Origin of the sequence: Micromonospora sp. 050-3 (assembly GCF_046549335.1) — a bacterium.
GTDB lineage: Bacteria > Actinomycetota > Actinomycetes > Mycobacteriales > Micromonosporaceae > Micromonospora > Micromonospora trifolii.
On sequence record NZ_JAJPVX010000001.1, the window covers coordinates 2717362 to 2737355 of the forward strand.

Annotated in this window: 16 protein-coding genes; 9 read left to right on the plus strand and 7 right to left on the minus strand. The window is 68.7% G+C overall.

Features of this window, described 5'->3' with window-relative positions:
- Positions 1–113: 113 nt before the first annotated feature.
- From ACLJOK_RS12475 to ACLJOK_RS12500, 6 genes are all read left to right on the plus strand, one after another.
- Positions 114–767 carry a hypothetical protein gene (locus ACLJOK_RS12475; RefSeq protein ID WP_410818464.1) on the plus strand — a complete coding sequence of 218 codons (654 nt, stop codon included), beginning with the start codon at positions 114–116 and terminating at the stop codon, positions 765–767.
- 4 nt (positions 768–771) lie between these two features.
- Complete coding sequence (locus ACLJOK_RS12480) at positions 772–2016, plus strand: DUF6357 family protein (RefSeq protein ID WP_410818466.1); 1245 nt, start codon at positions 772–774, stop codon at positions 2014–2016.
- Between the two features lie 94 nt (positions 2017–2110).
- Entirely contained in the window at positions 2111–2740 is a 630-nt protein-coding gene (locus ACLJOK_RS12485; protein WP_410818467.1) for a VOC family protein, read from the plus strand.
- 529 nt (positions 2741–3269) lie between these two features.
- Positions 3270–4061 carry an SDR family NAD(P)-dependent oxidoreductase gene (locus ACLJOK_RS12490; RefSeq protein WP_410818469.1) on the plus strand — a complete coding sequence of 264 codons (792 nt, stop codon included), beginning with the start codon at positions 3270–3272 and terminating at the stop codon, positions 4059–4061.
- Between the two features lie 680 nt (positions 4062–4741).
- Positions 4742–5209, plus strand: a complete 468-nt coding sequence (locus ACLJOK_RS12495; protein ID WP_410818470.1) for a peptidase inhibitor family I36 protein — start codon at positions 4742–4744, stop codon at positions 5207–5209.
- An 80-nt stretch (positions 5210–5289) separates the two neighbouring features.
- Positions 5290–6159 (plus strand): hypothetical protein, encoded by an 870-nt coding sequence (locus ACLJOK_RS12500; RefSeq protein ID WP_410818472.1) that lies wholly within the window; start codon positions 5290–5292, stop codon positions 6157–6159.
- A gap of 27 nt (positions 6160–6186) precedes the next feature.
- On the opposite strand, the gene ACLJOK_RS12505 is transcribed toward ACLJOK_RS12500, so the two are convergent.
- Both ACLJOK_RS12505 and ACLJOK_RS12510 read right to left on the minus strand, forming a co-directional pair.
- A complete protein-coding gene (locus ACLJOK_RS12505; protein WP_410818473.1) occupies positions 6187–7338 on the minus strand; it encodes a helix-turn-helix domain-containing protein in 1152 nt (383 codons plus the stop codon).
- Entirely contained in the window at positions 7325–7486 is a 162-nt protein-coding gene (locus tag ACLJOK_RS12510) for a hypothetical protein (RefSeq protein WP_410818474.1), read from the minus strand. The genes ACLJOK_RS12505 and ACLJOK_RS12510 overlap by 14 nt, the downstream gene beginning before the upstream one ends.
- 224 nt (positions 7487–7710) lie before the next feature.
- Here ACLJOK_RS12510 and ACLJOK_RS12515 point away from each other — a divergent pair, with 224 nt between their 5' ends.
- Positions 7711–9090, plus strand: a complete 1380-nt coding sequence (locus ACLJOK_RS12515) for a hypothetical protein (RefSeq protein ID WP_410818475.1) — start codon at positions 7711–7713, stop codon at positions 9088–9090.
- 10 nt (positions 9091–9100) lie between these two features.
- Positions 9101–9613: an NUDIX domain-containing protein gene (locus tag ACLJOK_RS12520; RefSeq protein ID WP_410818477.1), complete on the plus strand. Its 513-nt coding sequence runs from the start codon at positions 9101–9103 to the stop codon at positions 9611–9613.
- 97 nt (positions 9614–9710) lie between these two features.
- Here the strand turns inward: ACLJOK_RS12520 and ACLJOK_RS12525 are convergent, their stop codons facing one another.
- The 4 genes from ACLJOK_RS12525 to glgX form a co-directional block, all read right to left on the minus strand.
- Positions 9711–10058: a hypothetical protein gene (locus ACLJOK_RS12525; RefSeq protein ID WP_410818479.1), complete on the minus strand. Its 348-nt coding sequence runs from the start codon at positions 10056–10058 to the stop codon at positions 9711–9713.
- Positions 10059–10568: 510 nt separating this feature from the next.
- The gene (treZ, locus tag ACLJOK_RS12530; RefSeq protein WP_410818480.1) at positions 10569–12293 is read right to left on the minus strand and encodes a malto-oligosyltrehalose trehalohydrolase; all 1725 of its coding nucleotides are present in this window, start codon (positions 12291–12293) and stop codon (positions 10569–10571) included.
- The gene (gene treY / locus ACLJOK_RS12535; RefSeq protein WP_410818482.1) at positions 12290–14596 is read right to left on the minus strand and encodes a malto-oligosyltrehalose synthase; all 2307 of its coding nucleotides are present in this window, start codon (positions 14594–14596) and stop codon (positions 12290–12292) included. The genes treZ and treY overlap by 4 nt, the downstream gene beginning before the upstream one ends.
- A gap of 1 nt (position 14597) precedes the next feature.
- The gene (glgX, locus tag ACLJOK_RS12540; protein ID WP_410818484.1) at positions 14598–16715 is read right to left on the minus strand and encodes a glycogen debranching protein GlgX; all 2118 of its coding nucleotides are present in this window, start codon (positions 16713–16715) and stop codon (positions 14598–14600) included.
- 315 nt (positions 16716–17030) lie between these two features.
- On the opposite strand from glgX, the gene ACLJOK_RS12545 reads away from it, so the two are divergent.
- On the plus strand, positions 17031–18470 hold the full coding sequence (locus ACLJOK_RS12545) for a glycosyltransferase family 4 protein (RefSeq protein WP_410818485.1): 1440 nt from the start codon (positions 17031–17033) through the stop codon (positions 18468–18470).
- A 175-nt stretch (positions 18471–18645) separates the two neighbouring features.
- Here the strand turns inward: ACLJOK_RS12545 and ACLJOK_RS12550 are convergent, their stop codons facing one another.
- A complete protein-coding gene (locus ACLJOK_RS12550) occupies positions 18646–19929 on the minus strand; it encodes a citrate synthase (RefSeq protein WP_410818487.1) in 1284 nt (427 codons plus the stop codon).
- Positions 19930–19994: the final 65 nt, after the last annotated feature.

Consider the following 19994-nt stretch of genomic DNA (forward strand, 5'->3'; position numbering starts at 1 on the left):
ATTCCGGGCCGGAGCCAGGGCCACCGCGCGCAGCACGCCCATGATCAGGTCGCGGGCGTGTCAGCTCGTTCCACTACGCTGACGGAGCTTTCACACGTGAACGAAGGACGCCCATGGCCCGCCCCTACAGTCCCGGACCGAAGCTGTTCGTCTTCGCTGCCGGTGATGGCAACGACCAACACGTCTCGGTGGGCGACCCCCAGGAGGCCTACGTCGCGTTCTCTGCGTTCTTCCGGGGTCGAGAGTCTGACACCTACACCATCACTGACGAAGCGGCGAAGCAGAGCTTGGAACTCAGGCCCCGTCGAGGTGTGATCTCCCGAATCGAGGATGCAGGCCAACCTCGGTCGGAACACCTCCAGGTCGACAGGGGCAACCGCTACCTTCCGAGCGCGATGCTGTTCTTCGAGAACGGATACGCCGGCCTCGACCACTTCGGCCAGTGGTTTTCTGACCTCTCCGACCTCGACGCCTCACCGGAGACCCGTGGTGCCGCCCGCGCCGCCACGTTCACGACGGAAGCAGCGGCAATCGAAGAAGTCGCCCGGATCTGGTCGGATTCGGGCATCGTCGACCCGAGCGACAAGTACTACGTCTTCTTCGACTCGCATGATGTCGACGAGGACCGAGCCGAACGAGCCGAGCTGCTTCGATTGATCGAATTCCTCGGTCTCGAACGGGTCGACGCCCCGGCCGAGGCCGCCGGGGGCGAAGTCTGGGTGCGCACCGACCCACGCCTCGCTGTCGAATGTGCACAGTGGTCGTGAACAGATGACAGACATCGTTTTCACGCGTAGCGGCAACGGCTGGATCCCGAAGGTGATCCGCGAGGACGGCGAGCTGAAGCTGATGCTCGCCGCCGGGGCCGACGCCAACCATGACCCTCGCACGTTCGCGTTCCCGATCGGGGAAGCCCACCTCGCGGTGATCCGGGAGGACCTGGCCAGACACCTGCTGCTGTGGAGTGCGGTCCTTCCGCTGTGCGACGCCGCCGGAACCCGGGGCCAGCTCGACGAGAACGCCGCCGTCGCGCTCCTGGACCCGATCCTGCTCTCCCCGCCCCCGGATGTTGACGCGCTCTTTCGGCGCATCCGGTGGGACAGGAGTCGTCTCGTCGCCCATGGCGCCGACATCGAGCTACTGGAGCGCGGTCAGGTCTGCGAGGCGATGCGCACGGCGACGGAGCTGTCGAACGCGAAACGTGCCCAGGAGTATCACGCGAACCGCCGTCGCGCCGAGCGCGGAGTAGTCCTCGGGCCACTCGACGCTGAGGTTCTGAGGTACACGGGCCAGTATCTGCATGGCGCGACGGTTCCACGGCGGAACCCCGATGCCGTCGACCCCGCACTGCTGCCCCAGGTCATGCGTGTGATCGCCACCGCGGAGCAGGCGTGCGCCGGGATGCGGATCGGCCTCGATCCGCGGCGGGGAAAACGGGCCACCGACAAGCGCGACTGGGATCGGATGGCGGCGACGGTCGACGCGGCAGTGCGCCACGCGTACCCCGAACTCGTCGATGACGCGGTGCGGACGGTGAGCTTCCTGATGTGCTCGGAGGCCGCGGACCGCTCCAAGAGCACACCGGTGGAAGACGACGACGAGGCCGCCGACGACCACGGTAAGACGGCCCTGTCGTTCACCGATGACAAGGGCGGCGAGAAGAAGTGGGTACGGGACGGTCCCCGCACCGCCTCCGCCGAGTTCTGGGAGTTCGTCGCCGATCGCTCCGCTGGGGACAACGAAGTGTTCACCATCGAGGACGAGGAGATGGGCGAGGGGATTCAATTGCACTTCTACGCCGACTCCATCGCCCGGATCACGACGGTGCGAAACGGGGAAGCCGGGTCGGACCCGGAGTACCAGGTCGAGTACAGCCTGGTTGACGGGATGGGCGGGTACCGAAAGCTGGTGAGCGCCTTCGTTCGCGGCGGCTGCGCCGCACTCGAACAGCACGGTCCCTGGATGTCGGATGTCGCCGAGTTCGAGCGCGCGCGTCGCCGGCGCAACGCCCGGTAGTCCCAGAGGGAACTGACTCCCGCGCCGTCCCGGGCACTCAGCTGGTGACCGCCGCGTAGGAGGCCGTCGCCACGCCGATGTTAAATTCGCTGACGTGACTGGGCAGATCACGGCCGCGCAGTTCCACGCGGCCGACGGTGTCGAGGGCTGGCGCTGCCTCTACCATCTGGTCTCGGCCTACTTCCCGACCGGCTCGCTGTCCAAGGGCATCGCGCTCGTCGATGAGATTGGCCGGCTCGCCGACGAGGCCCAGCAGCAATACCTCAGCGTCGACCTGCGCGGCACCGGCGTCACCGTGAGCCTGACTCGGCGCGACATCTCGTTGGCCCGGCGCATCTCGGCCGCCGCCAAGGAGTTGGGCCTCTGCGCCGACCCGACCGCCGTCCAACTCATCAACGTCACCCTTGACGCACTCGTCGGCGCGGACGTGCTGCCGTTCTGGCAGGCGCTGCTCGGCTATCGGCAGATTGGCGACGACTACCTGTTCGACCCATCGCGCCGCGGCCCGGGCTTCGGTTTGCAGCCGTCGGACGAGGCGCGCCCACAGCGCAACCGCATGCACCTCGACATAGCTGTCCCGCACGATCAGGCAGAGGCTCGCATCGCCGCCGCCCTGGCCGCCGGCGGCAACCTGGTCTCCGACGCGCACGCACCCAGGTGGTGGGTCTTGGCCGACGCCGAGGGCAACGAGGCGTGCGTCGCCACCTGGGTCGGTCGCGAATAGCAGGACGGCGAGCTTTCACCTCGTGAGGCCGGCCGGCGTCGCCAGTCGCGCCACGCCAGCCGGCGGCGGCCATCGCCCGGTCGGCGGCGGCCATCGCCCGGTCGGCGGCCAACCAGGCTAGGTCGGCCTCGCCGAGCTTCACCAGCAGCGACGAGGTGATCCTGGGCGATGGCGGACGAGCGGATGATCGATCCGGCCAAACCGGCGTCGTTCACTACGGCTCCGACCCACAATGTGGGGTGCGGAGGCGGTATCCGCAGCCGCCATGCGGAGCGCCCGGTTGTGGGTGGGTCATCACCGCGGACCGGCACGAAAGAACCAGGAACCCCGATTCGGGACATTCCGCGCAGTTAGATCAATCGGCCGTGGCTGCAGGTGCCAACGGTCCGACCACACCAGCGTCAGCCACTCACGCGGTGCTGATCAGATGCTCATCGGTCTGCGGCAAGGTCGAGAGGAGCGCCTGCCGAATTGCGGCAGGTGCACCGTCTTGGCACCGGTCGGCGACCACTCACTAGGAGAACAGCACGTGGACCTGCAGCTCAGCGGCAAGACCGCATTCATCAGCGGATCCAGTCAAGGCATCGGTTACGCAACCGCGAGGGCCCTGGCCGGCGAGGGCGTCGACGTGGTCCTCAACGGCCGCGACCCGGCAAAGCTGGCCGAGGCTGTCGAAGTGTTGCGTCGGGAGGCGCCCCGCGTATCCGTCACTGGTATTCAAGCCGACTTCTCGGTTGCCGATGACGTCGACAGGCTGTGCGACGAACTGCCCAGCGTTGACATTCTCATCAACAACGTCGGGCTCTTTGAGCTCAAACCTTTCGAACTCATTTCCGACGAGGAATGGCGGCTCTACTTCGAGGTGAACGTGCTCAGCGGGGTCCGGCTTGCGCGGCACCTCATGCCGGCAATGCTCGATCGGGGGTGGGGCCGGATCGTGTTCGTGAGCAGCGAGTCGGGCGTCAACATCCCCGCCGACATGCTCCACTACGGCACGTCCAAGACGGCGATGCTCGCAGTGGGTAACGGCCTGGCGAAGCTCACGAAGGGCACTGCGGTAACCGTTAACTCGGTGCTGGGCGGCCCCACATATTCCGCCGGCGTCGCCGAAACGGTCAAGTCGCTGGCCGATGCCCAATCCCTGCTGGAGGACGACCTGAAAGTGGCGATCATCGGCGCCAACCAGACCTCCCTGCTGGGACGCTTCATCGAACCGAGTGAGATCGCAAACACCGTGACCTTCCTCGCCAGTCCCGCCGCGTCCGCAATCAACGGATCGGCGGTACGCGTCGACGGAGGCGTGCTGACAACGATTCTGTGAGTCCGCGGCGGGATTAACCCGCCGAGGCCTGTACCGGTGGTTGCGTCGGTGACAGGTCGTGGGATCACCGGAGCGAGCCCACAGTAGACGGCGAGGTGGCCGGGGCGGCGACGCTGCTTCCGCGTCGCGCCACGCCGGCCGGCGCCAGCTGCGCGCGGGCAACGTCGGCGATCACGGGTACGCGCCAACGGCTGCCCCCGCTGACCACCCCGGCGCGGGCGCACCTTCGCCTCGTTGATCATGAGGTTGACGGGCGCTTCGATCTCCAAAAGCCCGCCAACCTCATGATCGTCGGGGTGGGATGGGGACGGAGCGCACCCCGCCTCAGCCTGCGCGAGCAGCCTCTGCTTGGCGGTTCAGCGTTCGGCTGCCTCAGACTGCTCGCCGTTGCTTGCCGGCGTGCGGACCAGGCCAGACGCGTCCCCTACGGCATGCGGACAAGACCCCCAGGCTCCTGCGGGAGCTGTTCGAGCTGCCGGCGGCACCATCCTGGCGCCCCTTACCAAACCCGGGCGGACCCTCAGCGGCAACCCGGAAAACGCCGCACAGGATCGAGATTCGAACTGGTTCGAATGTCTCGGCTGCGCCGCTACCCACGGGGTTGACTGACCTCGTCCACACCGGTGCCACCAGCACAATCACTCAGCTCCGGCAGAAAGATCCCAAAGCTAAGGAGACTCATGAAGCGACAAATCCTGGCGTTCTTCGGTGCGTTGGCGCTGGCGGCCGGCGGGCTCCTGGCCGTGGCCAGCCCGGCCCAGGCGGCGACCTCGCGCAACGGCGTGTGCGAGAGCGGCGAACTGTGCATGTGGCAGCACCCTGACCTACGCGGCGGTCGCTACGACACCCTCTCGACCACTGCGGACTTTAAGCAATGGTCGTTCGTGGCTGCCTGCACCTCGGACTGCTCGCTGCATGACAACGTCAGCTCACTGCGCAACTACGACCCGGTGAATCCGGTCCGCCTCTTCGAGCACGAGAACTACCGGGGCCTCTACTTCTGGCGTCAAAAGGCCAACAGCGGCCAGTCGGACGAGGCCTTGAACCTCACGCTGGACCGGGACCAGAACGGGAACAACTGGAACGACCGATTCAGCTCGTTCTGCTTTGTCTGGGCTGGCCAGCCGCAAACTCGCTGCCGCCCCTAGGACCGCATCGAGGGGCTCGCGTCGGCCGTGAGGTAGCGGGCAACGCGAGCCCCTCCAGCCTGAGCGAGGTCTCCATGCCCATGATCCGCAGACAATTCGCGGCCCTGGTGCTGGCCTGCCTGACCGTCGGTGCCGGGACCGCCTGTGACCCGAACGAGCCCGCGCAGCGGCCCGCCGGGCCGTCACCGGTGGCGACCGTGAGCCTTCCGTTGGATCGGCTGTTTCCGTCCGGGGACGAGGACCTGCTTCTCCAGCGGGCCGAGGCGAAGCTTGTCGTGGCCTGCATGCGCCGGCTCGGCATCTCCTACCGTCCGCCGGAACCGCACCACACCGACCCGGCTGCCACGCGCGACGGGCTGTACGGCCTGGTGGAGCACGACCAGGCGCAGCGCCTCGGCTACCACGCCGCACCCGGCGGTGACGCGGCTGAGGACAAGGGCCAACCGCCACCGGAAAAGACGGCGCTGGCGCTCAGCGGCACCCGGTTCGGCGCCGACGGACCGGAGCCGGCCGGCGGTCGGATCCCTGTGGGCGGCTGCCTCGGCGAGGCGAACCGGCGCCTGACCGAGGGCGCGCCACCGGTCGGCGAGACGCTCCTGTACGACATGGCCCTGCGAGCCGGTCAACAGGCAGAGCAGGACGCGCGCGTTCAGGCCGGGTTCCGGGCCTGGTCGACGTGCATGGCCGGCAAGGGGTTCACCTACTCCGACCCGTGGCAGGCCAACGACGACCCGAGGTGGAGCACCGACCATCCCAGCGACGTGGAGCGCCGGACCGCGGTGGCCGACGTCGCGTGCAAGGACAGCACGGATCTCGTGACGATCTGGCAAGCGGCGATGGTGGAGCATCAGCGGCGCACGATCGCGAGCCGCTCCGCCGACATCGAACGCTACGAGCAGGCCAAGAGGGCCCGACTCGCCAACGGCCGACGCGTGCTGGCGACGAGGTGAGGCCAGCGCGACCGGCGGGTAGGTCGGTCAGCGGGTGAGGCCGACCAGGTTGGCCAGTCGCGCCACACCGGCCGGCGCCGGGTGACCCCTGGCGACATCGGCGATCACGGTACGCGCCAACGGCCGGCACCGGACCTCAGCCGGCGCGATGCTGTCCGCGTCGACGAGCGCGCGGGCAGCGCCGCGCAGGTCACCCACTTGGAGGTACGCCCGCGCGACATCCACCAAATACGCGCCCCGGTACTCGGCCGGTAACCGCCGCCACGCCTCCCGCCGCACCACTGTCGAATGCCTTTGGAGTGCCTCGACGACTTGACCCCGTTGCGCCGCCACCAGCACCCGCGCCAACTCGACGGCGACCGGTCCGAAGCTGGTCCGGTGTACATCGTCGTACCCCCTGAGCCCGGCGGCGATCCCCGCGGCCCGGTCGATCAGCTCGTCGGCGCGGCGGGTGTCACCGCAGCCAACGGCGGCCAGGGCGGCCTGGAGCAGCAGCGTCCCACCCACGGCCCACTCCCCCGCCGACCGCTGCGGACCTGACGTGATGCGATTCGCGGCAACGAGCGTCGCGGCCAGGGCCAGGCGGTCGCGGCCCGACGCGCGCAGCGCCTGGGCTACCGAGATGGCCGCCGTCGCCGCCAGGATCGGATCGTCGCCGGCGGCGGACATCGCCCGATCGGCGGCCAGCCACCCGAGGTCGGCCTCGCCGAGCTTGACCAGCAGCGACGAGGTGATCCGGTACGCCTGCACCAGCAGCTCTGGTGTCCGTGCACCCTGGGCGGCGTCGAGCAGACCCGGCAAGACGCGCACCAACTGCCCGTAGTGCGCGTGCTGGTAGCTCAACCAGGCGTACCCGACCTGCCTCCTCATCTCGTCCGTCTGCTTTGGGGCTTGCGGGGTGTCGTAGCGGGCGAGAGCGGCCCGGATGTCGTCTACCCCGTCCGGCGTGCCCGCCGGCGTGCTGGGCTGTTGGCCGAGCAGCACCTCCGGGTCGACCCGCAGGACGTGGGCCAACTCCTGGATCACTGAGTACCGGTCCAGCGCGCGCACGCCCCGCTCCACCTTGTCTACCCAGCTCTTCGACCTGCGCAGCCGGTCCGCGAGCATCTGCTGCGTCATCGACCGCCGCACCCGCCACCGCGCGACGCGGCGGCCGATCGGCACGTCATCGCTGCTCACGCCGCCACCGCCGGTCCGGGACCGCGCGGGTCGTGTCCTCCACGGGTACGCGTTCCGCCTCGGCCTGCGCCAGGAGACGCTGCTTGGCGGCCTCCCGCTCGGCCGCCTCAGACTGCTCACCCTTGTTCGCTGACTCGTCGCTCTGCATAGCCACCTCCGTCAACCCGGGGCGCGACGCTCAGACTTCGTCGGCACCCAGGACACCTGCGATCAGCGAAGCGGGCTGACGATCAACGGACCAGATGGCAAGTAATGCGCTCGATTGCGCTGCTCAGGACGTGGGTTGCGCAGGGTTGCGCGGGTCCCCATAGGACTTCGGCAACCCATAGGCTCATCACTGTTGGTAGTTGACCGATGCGTGGAGGCGGAACATTGGCGCGACCGGTAACGAACGCGGCATTCGAAGGACTTCTGCTGGCCGCCGGCTACGCCAACTCTCACGCTGCTTTCTCCCGACAGCTCAATCACACCGGCCGCAAAGAGGGCGCCTGGCGCTACGATGCCGCCAGCGTCTACTGGTGGTTGCGCGGTCGCCGGCCTGGCGAGCACGTCCAGGCCGCGATGGCTGAGACCCTAGCCCGCAAGCTCGGTCGCTCGGTCGCCATTACCGAACTGGGCTTCGGCTCGGGCGACAGCATCGGAATGTGTGTCTACCCCGTGACCGTCGATGGGGCGATCGATACCGCCGAGCAGATCTGGACGCTGGCCAAGCACCTCAACCAACAAGCCGGCGGGACGTTCGACAGCGGTAAGGCGTTAGAGGCAGCACTCGGCTGGCGGTATGACCTGCCCGACAAGACGGCCAGCCGGAACGGCCGGCAGCAAGTTACCTCCACCGACGTTCAATCGCTGTACGCGCTGGCGGACCACTTCACCGATCTCGACCGACGTCATGGCAGCGGCTCTCCGCACACCCGTGCCGTCATGGCCGACTTCTTGGTGCGTCAGGTCGCGCCGATGCTGCACGGCACCTACACCGATGCCGTGGGACGCGACCTCATGCTCGCAGCGGCGACGCTCTCCGGCCAACTCGCCTTCATGTCGTACGACGCGGGCGAACATGCGATGGCGCAACATCATGTAACGCTCGGCCTGCGGCTCGCCAAGGCCGCCGGCGATCGGCTCTACGGCGCTCACCTGCTGGCCAACCTCGCCACCCAGGCGGTGTTCCTGGGCCACGGTCGGGAGGCGGCCCGGCTTGTCGAAGCAGCCATTGACGGGGCCGGCCGCGCACCCGCAGCCGTCCTCGCTCGGCTACAGGCCACCGCAGCTACCGCTTATGGACAGTCAGGCGAGCGACGTGCCTGCCAACTCGCTCTCACTAGGGCTGACCGTGCTCTCGACCGGACAGGCACAGACCCCGGCCCACGCTGGGTCGGCTACTTCAGCCCAGCCCACCTGGCTGGGGCCGCGTTAAGGTGCCTGGGCGACCTGCATCTGTACTCGCAGGCCCTTCGACACGCCCCCGATGCGCTCAACCTCGCCGGCGAGAACACCCGGACGCGTGCCCTTCACACCGCCCTCATCGCCACGACTCATGCCCGTGCTGGAGAAACCGACGCCGCCTGCAATTGGGCCTCTAAGCTCGGACGGCACGGTGTGGGCATCCAGTCGGCGCGAGTTCAACAGCGGGTCCGCGAACTCGCTAACACTCTCGGCTCGCAGCAGGCATCGCCCGGGGTCAACGAAACCCTGCATGCCCTCGCGGCCATACCCGCAGCCCTCCAGGGCGAACCTGGACATGTCCGCTAGCGTCACCGACGTGACTTGGACGGAGCCCAACATCTGGTACGCCAACCTGGCTTCCTTCTACGCCGCCGCTGCGGCTTTCATCACCGATCCGGACGGCAACGTCTTGCTCGTCAAGCCCACGTACCGCGATCACTGGGCCTTTCCCGGTGGCTACGTGGACGAGGGCGAATACCCGCACGACGCCTGTGCCCGCGAGATCCGAGAGGAGTTGGGGGTCGCTGTGGCGGTGGGCGACCTCCTCGTAGTCGACTGGGCCCCGCCCGTCGGGGAACGACCGCGCGCGATCATCAGCTTCACGTTTGACTGCGGGTCCGTTGCCAGCCTCGACTACTTCAATCTGCCGGGACAGGAGCTTGAGGACTTCGGCTTCTTCCCGCGTCAAGAAGCGGAGCAGCGTCTTCCCGACAACGTCGCCACGCGGGTTCATGCGGCGATAAGTGCGCGCGAGCGACGCACTCCGGCCTACCTTGCTTGCGGCTCGGCCGTCCCAGAAGCCATGGCTGACACAGCAGACAGCGCGTGACCTGGCCACCCGCTACGCCAAACGAGCGTCCCTCTACCAGGCCAGCCTCGTCCTCATCGCCGCCATCATCTGGCTTCCATGATCGACAGGAGAGGCCCTAGTTGCCGCGAACCTCGCCAGAGTCAGGCAGGTCGAGGTACGCCAGCAGCCGCAAGAGGCCGCTCACGTGCGGGATGTCGTGCCACAGCGCTACGACGTCCATCGGATCTCGCTGGAGAAGGCTGGACAGCTCTGCGAGATCGTCGGTGCTTTGCCCGCAGTCGATCTCCAGCTCCGGCCGCGGGACCATCGCGAATGCTGCACGAAGATCGACGTTCCAGTAGTAGTCAACGCCGAGCTGTGACAGCTGCATCTGAGGACCGAACCGGCTCTCCGCCGCGTCTAACATCATCGAGCACGCTCGGCGCAAATCCGCGATCCTCAGCACCGCATCAGCATCGGTCATGCCTCATGATCCTTCGATGTGACGTCACCTGACCAGTCGATTCAAGATCGACAGGACAGGCCCTAGGCTTCGGGCGGCGATCATGCTTGGACACCCGACCCGGGCGAGCCGTCCGCCAGCCCCGCCCTGGTCCGGTGGTACACCACGAGGCCTTCGTAACGTATCCGAATGTTGAACGGTTGCGAGGCCCGGTGGCCGCCATCGATTACACTGACATGCTCCAGATCTCCCTGCCTGAAGGAGTGGACGAACAGGATTCGCTGTAGTTCCCGGCTGGCGGACAGCCCGTCCCGACCTTCGGGCGACGGCTCCCCAAGGGAACGTTGTCGAATACCGACCCCGCCACGCAGAAGGACTTTAGCCAGCACGGACGGCGGGTCGACAGCTCATCTTGGTTGATTACCCGTTAAGTCGGTAGCGACAGCCGGCCCAAAAGTTGCATGGAATTGGTAGCCCTTAAGAAGTTGCCTCTTCAATACACGTCCGCAAAACCGTGAGGTCCCGCCTCTTTCAGAGCGCCACGATCGCCGCAGTCTCGGCCGGCAACTGGATCCGGTCCCGCATGACGGTGACCCCCTCCCCCGTAGCCAGCAGCACCCGCCGCGCTACCCCAGGCAGCGACACCCCCTGCCCCCGCCCAGCCAGGTTCGCCACGACAAGCGTGTCCCCCCGCCGCATCACCAGGAACTGGTCCCCGTGCTGCACAGATACCTCGTTCATCCGAGGATCCGACAGATCAGGAAGAGACCGCCGCAGGGCGATCAACCGCTGGTAGAACGCCAACATCTCCCGATGCTCGGGCTTGTCCAGCTCCGCCCAGTCCAACCGCGACCGCACGAACGTCTCCGGGTCCTGCGGGTCGGGCACGTCCCCCTCCGGCCACCCGTGCGCAGCGAACTCCCGCCGCCGCCCGGTCCGCACCGCAGAGGCCAACTCCGGCTCCGGGTGCGAAGTGAAGAACTGCCACGGCGTAGAAGCAGCCCACTCCTCCCCCATGAACAACATGGGAGTGAACGGCGCCGTCAACAGCAACGTAGCCCCAACCCGGAGCAGCGAAGGCGATAGAGAAGCCGAGATCCGGTCCCCGGTAGCCCGGTTCCCGATCTGATCGTGGTTCTGCAGGTAAGCCACGAACCGGTGCCCCGGCACCCGAGGATCAACAGGCCGCCCATGGTGCCGGTTCCGGAAGCTCGACCAGGTGCCAGCGTGGAAGAACCCGCCGGTCAGCACGTCCGACAGCGTTTCGAGGGACCCGAAGTCCCCGTAATAGCCCTGCCGCTCCCCCGTCAGCAACGTGTGCAGGGCGTGGTGGGCGTCGTCGTTCCACTGCGCGTGCAGCCCGAGGCCACCCGCCTCGCGCGGGGTGATGACCCGCGGGTCGTTGAGGTCGGATTCGGCGATGAGCGACAGCGGCCGACCCAGGTGCGTCGACAACGACTCCACGGAGATGGCCAGCTCTTCCAAGATGGGAACGGCCCGCGAGTCGTGCAGCGCGTGTACAGCGTCCAGACGCAGCCCGTCGACGTGGTAATCGCGCAGCCACATGAGCACGCTGTCGATGATGTAGCGGCGTACCTCGTCGGAGTGCGGGCCGTCCAGGTTGATCGAGCGTCCCCAGCTGTTGCTCTGCTCCGCGAGGTAGGGCCCGAACTGCGGCGCGTAGGCCCCGGAGGGCCCGAAATGGTTGTAGACAACGTCGAGGATCACCCCCAGACCGCGAGCGTGGGCGGCGTCGACGAACCGTTTCAGGCCGTCGGGGCCGCCGTAGGGCTCGTGGGGGGCGTACCAGCAGACGCCGTCGTACCCCCAGTTGTGTTCGCCGTTGAAGGCGTTGATCGGGAGCAGCTCGATCAGGTCGACGCCCAGTGACACCAGGTGGTCGAGGCGGTCAATGGCCGCGTCGAAGGTGCCTTCCGGGGTGAAGGTGCCGATGTGCAGCTCGTAGAGGATGCTGCCGGGCAGCTGCCGGCCGGTCCACGCGCTGTCTGACCACGCGAATTCGGCGTGGTCGTAGCGGCGGCTCGGCCCGTGCACCCCCGCAGGTTGCCACGGTGACCGGGGGTCGGGCAGCGGGGTTTCGTCGTCGTTCAGCAGAAAGGAGTAGTCGAGGCCGGCGTCGGGCACCTCGACCCGCCACCAGCCGTCTGCGGCGGCGCGCATCTCGTGGTCGGTGTCGCCGGCCAGGCGCAGCCGGACCCGGGTGGCGTCCGGTGCCCAGACGGAGAATTCGGTCATGAAACGGCCTCCTCGGCAGCGGTGGGAGGAGCCAGCAGAGCCACTGGATAGTCGGCCAGAAGGTCGTCCAGAGGGGTCTCCCCGCCACTGTAGACCCGGCCGGTGAACAGGTCCTTCATCTCGTGAACGGGAAGTGACAGAGCTGTGTCACACCAACCACCGGCGCGTGCCAGGCCCAGCGGCAGCCGGGTCGCCACGGCGATCACGCCACCCCGGTCGAACGCCACCACGTGCCGGCCCACCGGCCCGTGCGCGGGCACCGGCCGGTAGGTGGTGAACAGCTCCGGGTGCGCCCGCCGCAACCGCAGGGTCCGCGACACGACGAGCAGCTTCGCCGCTCCGTCGGTGTCGACCGGGGGACGCCAGCCGCCGTCGATGCGTGCCAGCAACTCTCGGCGTACGTCGAAGTCGACCGGTCGGCGGTTGTCCGGGTCGACGAGGGAGTTGTCCCACAGCTCGGTGCCCTGGTAGGTGTCCGGCACTCCGGGCATGGTGAGTTGGATCAGCTTCTGCCCGAGCGAGTTGCACCAGCCGGCCGGGGCGATGGCGGCGGCGAGTTCGGTCAGCTCGTCGTGCAGGCTCGGGTCGTCGTACATCTGGTCGACCACGGCGTGCACTGCCTGCTCGAAGGCCGGGTCGGGGTCCGCCCAACTGGTCGAGGCCCCGGCCTCCCTGGCGGCCTTCTCGACGTACGCGTGCAGCCGTTCCCGCTCGATCGGCCACGCGCCGACGGCGGTCTGCCAGAGCAGGTGGGCGAAGGCCGGGTCGGGCAGCGGCGCGTACTCCATCCAGGTCTTGACCTGCTCGGCCCAGCGGCCCGGCAGTTCGCTGAGCACGGCGAGCCGGGCGCGGACGTCCTCGCCGCGTTTGGTGTCGTGGGTGGAGAGGGTGGTCATGCTGGCCGGCCAGCGGACCTGTTGGGCGGCGGCGAAGCGGTGGAATTCCGCCGGCGGCACCCCGAAGTGGGAGGGGTCGTCGCCGACCTCGTTGAGCGCCACGAACCGGGTCCAGCGGTAGAACGCGGTGTCCTCCACGCCCTTGGCCATCACCGCGCCGGTGAGCTGCGGGAACCGTTGGGCCAGCTCGTCGTCGGGGTTGCGCAGTCGGCGGGTGACAGCGTCCAGGGCGCCGGCCAGGTCGGGGCGGCGGCGGCCGGCCTCGGAGCGGGCGGCGGCGAGGTGCCGGGCGCCGTGCGGCGGGTAGCCCCGGTAGACGGCGAACGCGGCGGCCAGCTCGGCGAGCGCCGCGCGGGCCTGCTCGGTGGGCACCTCGGGGGCGAGGGCGGCCAGCCGGGTCAGCTCGGCGGCGAGCAGTTGGGTGGCGGCGGCCAGCTTCGTGGCGTGGGTCAGGTCCTCCCAGGAGGTGTGCTGCCCGGTGAGGCGGTTGTCCAGCGCGGTGAAGTCACCCTCGGCGTCGGTGTCGACGAAGAGCCCGCCGACAGCGGCCAGGGCGTCGTAGCCGGTGGTGCCGTCCACCGGCCAGTCCGGCAGCTCCTCGCCGTACTCCAGGATCTTCTCCACCACGAGCCAGGCGTCGGGCGCGGCGGCCCGCAACCGGGCCAGGTAGCCGGCCGGGTCGCGCAGGCCGTCCGGGTGGTCGACGCGGATGCCGTCGACCTCCCCGGCGGCGGCCCAGCGCAGGATCAGCTCGTGGGTGGCGGCGAAGACCGCCGGGTCCTCCACGCGCAGACCCGCCAGGCCCGCGATGGCGAAGAATCGGCGGTACGTCAGCTCGGCGTCACCGCGCCGCCAGGAGACCAGCTCGTAGTGCTGCCGGTCGTGCACCTCGCGGGCGTTGCCGTCGCCGGTGCCGTCGGTGATCGGGAAGCGGTGCTCGTGGTAGCGCAGCTCCCCGTCGACGACCTTGAGGTCGTCGAGGGCGGCCGGGTCGTCGCCCAGCACCGGCAGCAGCAGCCGGCCCCGGTCCCAGTCGATGTCGAACCAGTCGGCGTACGTCGAGTCGCGACCCCGGCGCAGCACGTCCCACCAGGCGGGGTTGGCGGCCGGGACGGCGACCCCGGCGTGGTTGGGCACGATGTCGACGACCAGGCCGAGTTGCTTGTCGCGTAGCGCTGCCAGCAGCCGCTGCCGGGCGGCCTCCCCGCCCAGCTCCGGGTTGACGGCCCGGTGGTCGACCACGTCGTAGCCGTGCTGGGAGCCGGGGGTGGCGGTCAGCAGCGGGGCGCTGTAGAGGTGGGTGACGCCGAGGTCGTCCAGGTAGTCGACGATCGCGGCGGTGGCGTCCAGGTCGAAGCCGGGGCGGACCTGGATCCGGTAGGTGGCAGTGGGAGGGGTGGCCGTCATGTCAGATCGTCCTCTCCAGCACGACGAGGGAGCGGTCCGGCACCCGGATGGTGCCGCCCGCGCTGATCACCGTGGCGTCGCCCGGCTCGGGTTCGGCGGTGCCGATGACCCGTTCCCACTTCTGGCCGTACTCGCTGCCGGGCATGGTGAAGTCCAGCGGCGCGTCGTGGGCGTTGAAACAGAGCAGGAACGACGCGTCGTGGTGCTTCTGGCCGTACTGGCCGCGCTCGCGGATGCCCTCGCCGTTGACGAAGAGCGCCACCGAGCGGCCGAAGTCGTTGCCCCAGTCCTCGCCGGTCATCTCCCGCCCGTCCGGGGTGTGCCAGGCCAGGTCGGGCAGTGGCTCGTCGATGCCGCGCCCGTTCACCGGCAGGCCGGTGAAGAATCGGCGACGCCGGAACACCTGGTGTCGTTTGCGGAACGCGGTGAGCGTCTGGACGAACTCCAGCAGCTGCTCGTCGACGTTGTCCCAGTCGACCCAGGCCAGCTCGCTGTCCTGGCAGTAGACGTTGTTGTTGCCGTGCTGGGTGCGGCCCAGCTCGTCACCGTGGCCGATCATCGGCACGCCCTGCGACAGCATCAGGGTGGCCAGGAAGTTGCGCCGTTGCTTGGCCCGCAGGGCGAGGACAGCCCCGTCGTCGGTGTCGCCCTCGACCCCGCAGTTCCAGGACCGGTTGTGGCTCTCGCCGTCGCGATTTTCCTCGCCGTTGGCCTCGTTGTGCTTGTCGTTGTAGGACACCAGGTCGTTGAGGGTGAACCCGTCGTGCACGGTGACGAAGTTGATGCTGTGGAACGGGCGGCGGCCGTCGTCCTGGTAGAGGTCGGCGGAGCCGGAGATCCGGGACGCGAACTCGGCGAGGGTGGCCGGCTCGCCGCGCCAGAAGTCCCGCACGGTGTCGCGGTACTTGCCGTTCCACTCCGTCCACAGCGGCGGGAAGTTGCCCACCTGGTAGCCGCCGGGGCCGACGTCCCACGGCTCGGCGATCAACTTGACCTGGCTGACCACCGGGTCCTGCTGCACCACCTCGAAGAACGTGGACAGCCGGTCCACCTCGTAGAACTCGCGGGCCAGGGTGGCCGCCAGGTCGAACCGGAAGCCGTCGACGTGCATCTCGGTCACCCAGTAGCGCAGCGAATCCATGATCAGTTGCAGCGAGTGCGGGCTGCGCACGTTGAGGCTGTTGCCGGTGCCGGTGTAGTCGACGAAGTAGCGGCGGTCCTCCTCGCTGAGCCGGTAGTAGCTCGGGGCGTCCACGCCCTTGAAGCTCAACGTCGGGCCGAGGTGGTTGCCCTCGGCGGTGTGGTTGTAGACCACGTCGAGGATGACCTCGATGCCGGCCGCGTGCAGCGCCTTCACCATGCCCCGGAACTCCTGCACCTGCTGGCCGGTCCGGCCCAGCGCGGAGTAGCCGTGGTGCGGGGCGAAGAAGCCGATGGAGTTGTAACCCCAGTAGTTCTTCAGTCCCAGGTCGACGAGGCGGTTGTCGTGGATGAACTGGTGCACCGGCATCAGCTCGATCGCGGTCACCCCGAGCCGGGTCAGATAGTCGATCATCGGCGGGGAGGCGATGGCCGCGTACGTGCCGCGCAGCTCCTCCGGGATGTCCGGGTGGCGCATGGTCAGCCCGCGCACGTGCGCCTCGTAGATCACCGAGTGGTGGTAAGGGGTGCGCGGCGGCTTGTCGTTGCCCCAGTCGAAGTACGGGTTGACCACCACCGACTTCGGCATGAACGGCGCCGAGTCGGTCTCCGACATGCGCTCCGGCTCGCCCAGCTCGTAGTCGTAGACCGCCGGGTCCCACTGCACGTCACCGTCGACGGCCTTGGCGTACGGGTCGATCAGCAGCTTGTGCGGGTTGCAGCGCAGCCCGTTCGCCGGGTCGTACGGGCCGTACACCCGGTAGCCGTAGCGCTGGCCCGGCTCGATGCCCGGCAGGTACGCGTGCCACACGTAGGCGTCCACCTCGCGCAGCTCGACGCGGCGCTCCGCGCCGGTGTCCCACTCGTCGAAGAGACACAGCTCGATCCGCTCGGCCACCTCGGAGAAGATGGCGAAGTTGGTGCCCATCCCGTCGTAGGTGGCGCCCAGGGGGTACCGCTCGCCCGGCCAGACCTGCATGTCGCTCCTTAGACCATGGTTATGTGCGCACCGGCCGAGATCGCCCGCGCGCACGCAGGTAGTGCCCCCGGCCCGGGCACGCCAATCCATCCTTCCAGGCGTGACCGGAAACCACCCGTCTGATGCGCGCTACACCACTCGGGTGTCCTCCGTCACGATGACCCTTTTCGAGGTGCGTTCTTGGCCCCGATGGACTTTCCTTGTTCGGGGGCAAGCGACCGCGTGTGCCCCGCCAGGCCCTCGGCCACCCCTTACACCTCTCGCTCCGCCGCCACTGATGCCGGCGCGCACCACCATGCATGGACGGAGATTGATGTGACGACCCTGCGGGTCGACGAGCAGTTCGCTGCCACCAAGGACCGGGCCCACCGGCCCACACTCACCTCCCGGCCCACCGCGCAGTCCGGGCCCACCGCGCAGCCCGGCACGCCCGTGCCGGCGCAGTCCGGCCCCGGGGCGCCCCCGCAGACCCGCCGCATCCTCATGCTGTCCTGGGAGTACCCGCCGGTGCTCGTCGGCGGTCTCGGTCGACACGTGCACGCCCTCTCCGTCGCCCTCGCCGCCGCCGGCCACGAGGTCACCGTCGTCACCCGCCACTCCGAGGGCGCACCCCTGGAGGAGTACGCCGACGGCGTACGCATCCTGCGCGCCCCCGAAGACCCGGTCACCTTCCCCCTCGCCACCGGCTCGCTACTGGCCTGGACCATGGCCTTCAACCACACCCTCACCCGCACCGCCCTGCGCGCCACCCAGGCCGGCTCCTACGACGTCATCCACGCCCACGACTGGCTCGTCGCCCACACCGCGATGACGTTGCGCGACCACCTGGACGTCCCGCTGGTCAGCACGATCCACGCCACCGAGGCCGGTCGTCACCAGGGTTGGCTGCCGGAGGAGATGAACCGCACCATCCACGGCGTCGAGCAGTGGCTCAGCAGCGAGTCCAACCGGGTGATCGTCTGCTCCGGTTACATGCGCGACGAGGTGAACGCGCTGTTCGGCGTACCGGCCGGGCGGGTCGACGTGGTCGCCAACGGCGTGGAGCCGCACCGCTGGCGGGTGCCAGCGCGTGCCGTGGCCGCCGCCCGCGCCCGCTTCGCCGGGAACGGCCCGCTGGTCACCTTCGCCGGCCGCCTGGTGTACGAGAAGGGCGTGCAGCACCTGATCGCCGCGCTGCCCCGGCTGCGCGAGCGGCACCCCGGGCTGCGTGCCGTGATCGCCGGCGACGGCCCGTACCGCGCCGAACTGGAGGCCGAGGTGCACCGCCGCGGCCTCGGCGGCATGGTCACCATGCCGGGCTTCCTGGGCGGCACCGACCTGCCGGCGCTGATGGCCGCGTCTGACTGCTTCGCCGTGCCGAGCATCTACGAGCCGTTCGGCATGGTCGCCCTCGAGGGCGCGGCGGCCGGTGCTCCGCTCGCCGTCGCCGCCACCGGTGGCCTCGGCGAGATCGTCGAGCCGGGCGTCACCGGGATGACCTTCCGCCCGCACGACCCGGACAGCCTCACCGACGCCGTGGACGCGCTGCTGTCGGACCCCGACCGTGCCCGCGTCATGGCCCGCCGCGCCCGCCGGATGGTCCACGACCAGTACGGCTGGGCCGCTATCGCCCAGCACACCGCCGCCAGCTACGCCGCCGCCATCCACCACGACGCCGCGTTCACCGCCGAACGCGCCGAGCAGCGGATGTCGCAGGGCCGCGCCCTCCCGGCGCTCCCCGAGGGCAACCTGCTCGCCGCCGCCGGCCTGCGCTGACGCTCGTCGTTTGCGATTGATCGACTCGACTTCCTGAAAGTCGCGGTGTCCCAGCGCCACGGACACCGCGACTTCAAGGAACCCGAGTCGATCATGGCGGGACGGGGCAGCGCGGAAACGCGGCAGGCCGCCGACCCGGAGGGGTCGACGGCCTGCTGGTGCAGCGAGGAGCGGGTCAGCGCTCCCCGAAGGGGACGTAGTCCCGCTCGGCGGAGCCGACGTAGACCTGCCGCGGACGGCCGATCTTGGTCTCCGGGTCGCTGATCATCTCGCGCCACTGGGCGATCCAGCCGGGAAGCCGGCCGAGCGCGAAGAGCACTGTGAACATCTTGGTCGGGAAACCCATGGCCTTGTAGATCAGGCCGGTGTAGAAGTCCACGTTCGGGTAGAGCCGACGGGAGACGAAGAAGTCGTCGGCGAGGGCGATCTCCTCCAGCTCCATGGCGATGTCCAGCAGCGGGTCGGGCTTGGCCATCCGGCCCAGCACGTCCTGCGCGGCCTTCTTGACGATCGCCGCCCGCGGGTCGTAGTTCTTGTAGACCCGGTGGCCGAAGCCCATCAGCTTGACGCCGTCCTGCTTGTCCTTGACCTTGCGGACGAAGGACCGGACGTCGCCGTCGCCGGCGTGGATCTGCTGGAGCATCTCCAGCACCGCCTGGTTGGCGCCACCGTGCAGCGGGCCGAACAGCGCGTTCACGCCGGCCGAGACCGAGGCGAACAGGTTGGCGTTGCTGGAGCCGACCAGGCGGACTGTCGACGTGGAGCAGTTCTGCTCGTGGTCGGCGTGCAGGACGAAGAGCATGTCCAGCACCTTCGACATCACCGGGTCGACCTCGTACGGCTCCGCCGGCACGCCGAACGTCATCCGCAGCAGGTTGTCCACGTACCCGAGCGAGTTGTCCGGGTACAGCAGCGGCTGACCGATGGACTTCTTGTACGCGTACGAGGCGATGGTGGGGACCTTCGCCATCAGCCGGACCGTGGAGATCTCCACGTGCTCGGAGTCGAACGGGTCCAGGCTGTCCTGGTAAAAGGTGGACAGGGCGCTCACCGCGGACGAGAGCACCGCCATCGGGTGGGCGTCCCGGGGGAAGCCGTCGAAGAAGCGGCGCATCTCCTCGTGCAGCAGCGAGTGCCGCCGAATCCACTCGGTGAACTCGGTCAGCTGCTGCTCGGTCGGCAGCTCACCGTAGATGAGCAGGTAGGAGACCTCCAGGAAGGAGGACTTCGCGGCCAGCTGCTCGATCGGGTACCCCCGGTAACGCAGGATGCCCGCGTCGCCGTCGATGTAGGTGATCGCGGATGAGGCAGCGGCGGTGTTGACGAAACCGGGGTCGTACGTGGTCATCCCGGTTTCCTTCAGCAGCTTGCTCACCCCGATACCGGCGGGGCCCTCGACCGCAGGATGCACCGGCATCGACAGCTGCCCACCGGGGTGATCGAGCTTGACTTCCGTCATGTGGTTCCTCGCTTCGCCGGCAGATCTACGTTGAATTGCCTTCGCTTCTACCGTAATTGCGGCTC

Bases quoted from the DNA above. Each gene is read 5' to 3' on its own strand.
- ACLJOK_RS12500 (WP_410818472.1), top strand. From the start codon at position 5,290: ATGATCCGCAGACAATTCGCGGCCCTGGTGCTGGCCTGCCTGACCGTC.
- treZ (WP_410818480.1), bottom strand. From the start codon at position 12,293: ATGACCGAATTCTCCGTCTGGGCACCGGACGCCACCCGGGTCCGGCTG.
- ACLJOK_RS12550 (WP_410818487.1), bottom strand. From the start codon at position 19,929: ATGACGGAAGTCAAGCTCGATCACCCCGGTGGGCAGCTGTCGATGCCG.
- ACLJOK_RS12480 (WP_410818466.1), top strand. From the start codon at position 772: ATGACAGACATCGTTTTCACGCGTAGCGGCAACGGCTGGATCCCGAAG.
- ACLJOK_RS12510 (WP_410818474.1), bottom strand. From the start codon at position 7,486: ATGCAGAGCGACGAGTCAGCGAACAAGGGTGAGCAGTCTGAGGCGGCC.
- ACLJOK_RS12475 (WP_410818464.1), top strand. From the start codon at position 114: ATGGCCCGCCCCTACAGTCCCGGACCGAAGCTGTTCGTCTTCGCTGCC.
- glgX (WP_410818484.1), bottom strand. From the start codon at position 16,715: ATGCAGGTCTGGCCGGGCGAGCGGTACCCCCTGGGCGCCACCTACGAC.
- ACLJOK_RS12525 (WP_410818479.1), bottom strand. From the start codon at position 10,058: ATGACCGATGCTGATGCGGTGCTGAGGATCGCGGATTTGCGCCGAGCG.
- treY (WP_410818482.1), bottom strand. From the start codon at position 14,596: ATGACGGCCACCCCTCCCACTGCCACCTACCGGATCCAGGTCCGCCCC.
- ACLJOK_RS12495 (WP_410818470.1), top strand. From the start codon at position 4,742: ATGAAGCGACAAATCCTGGCGTTCTTCGGTGCGTTGGCGCTGGCGGCC.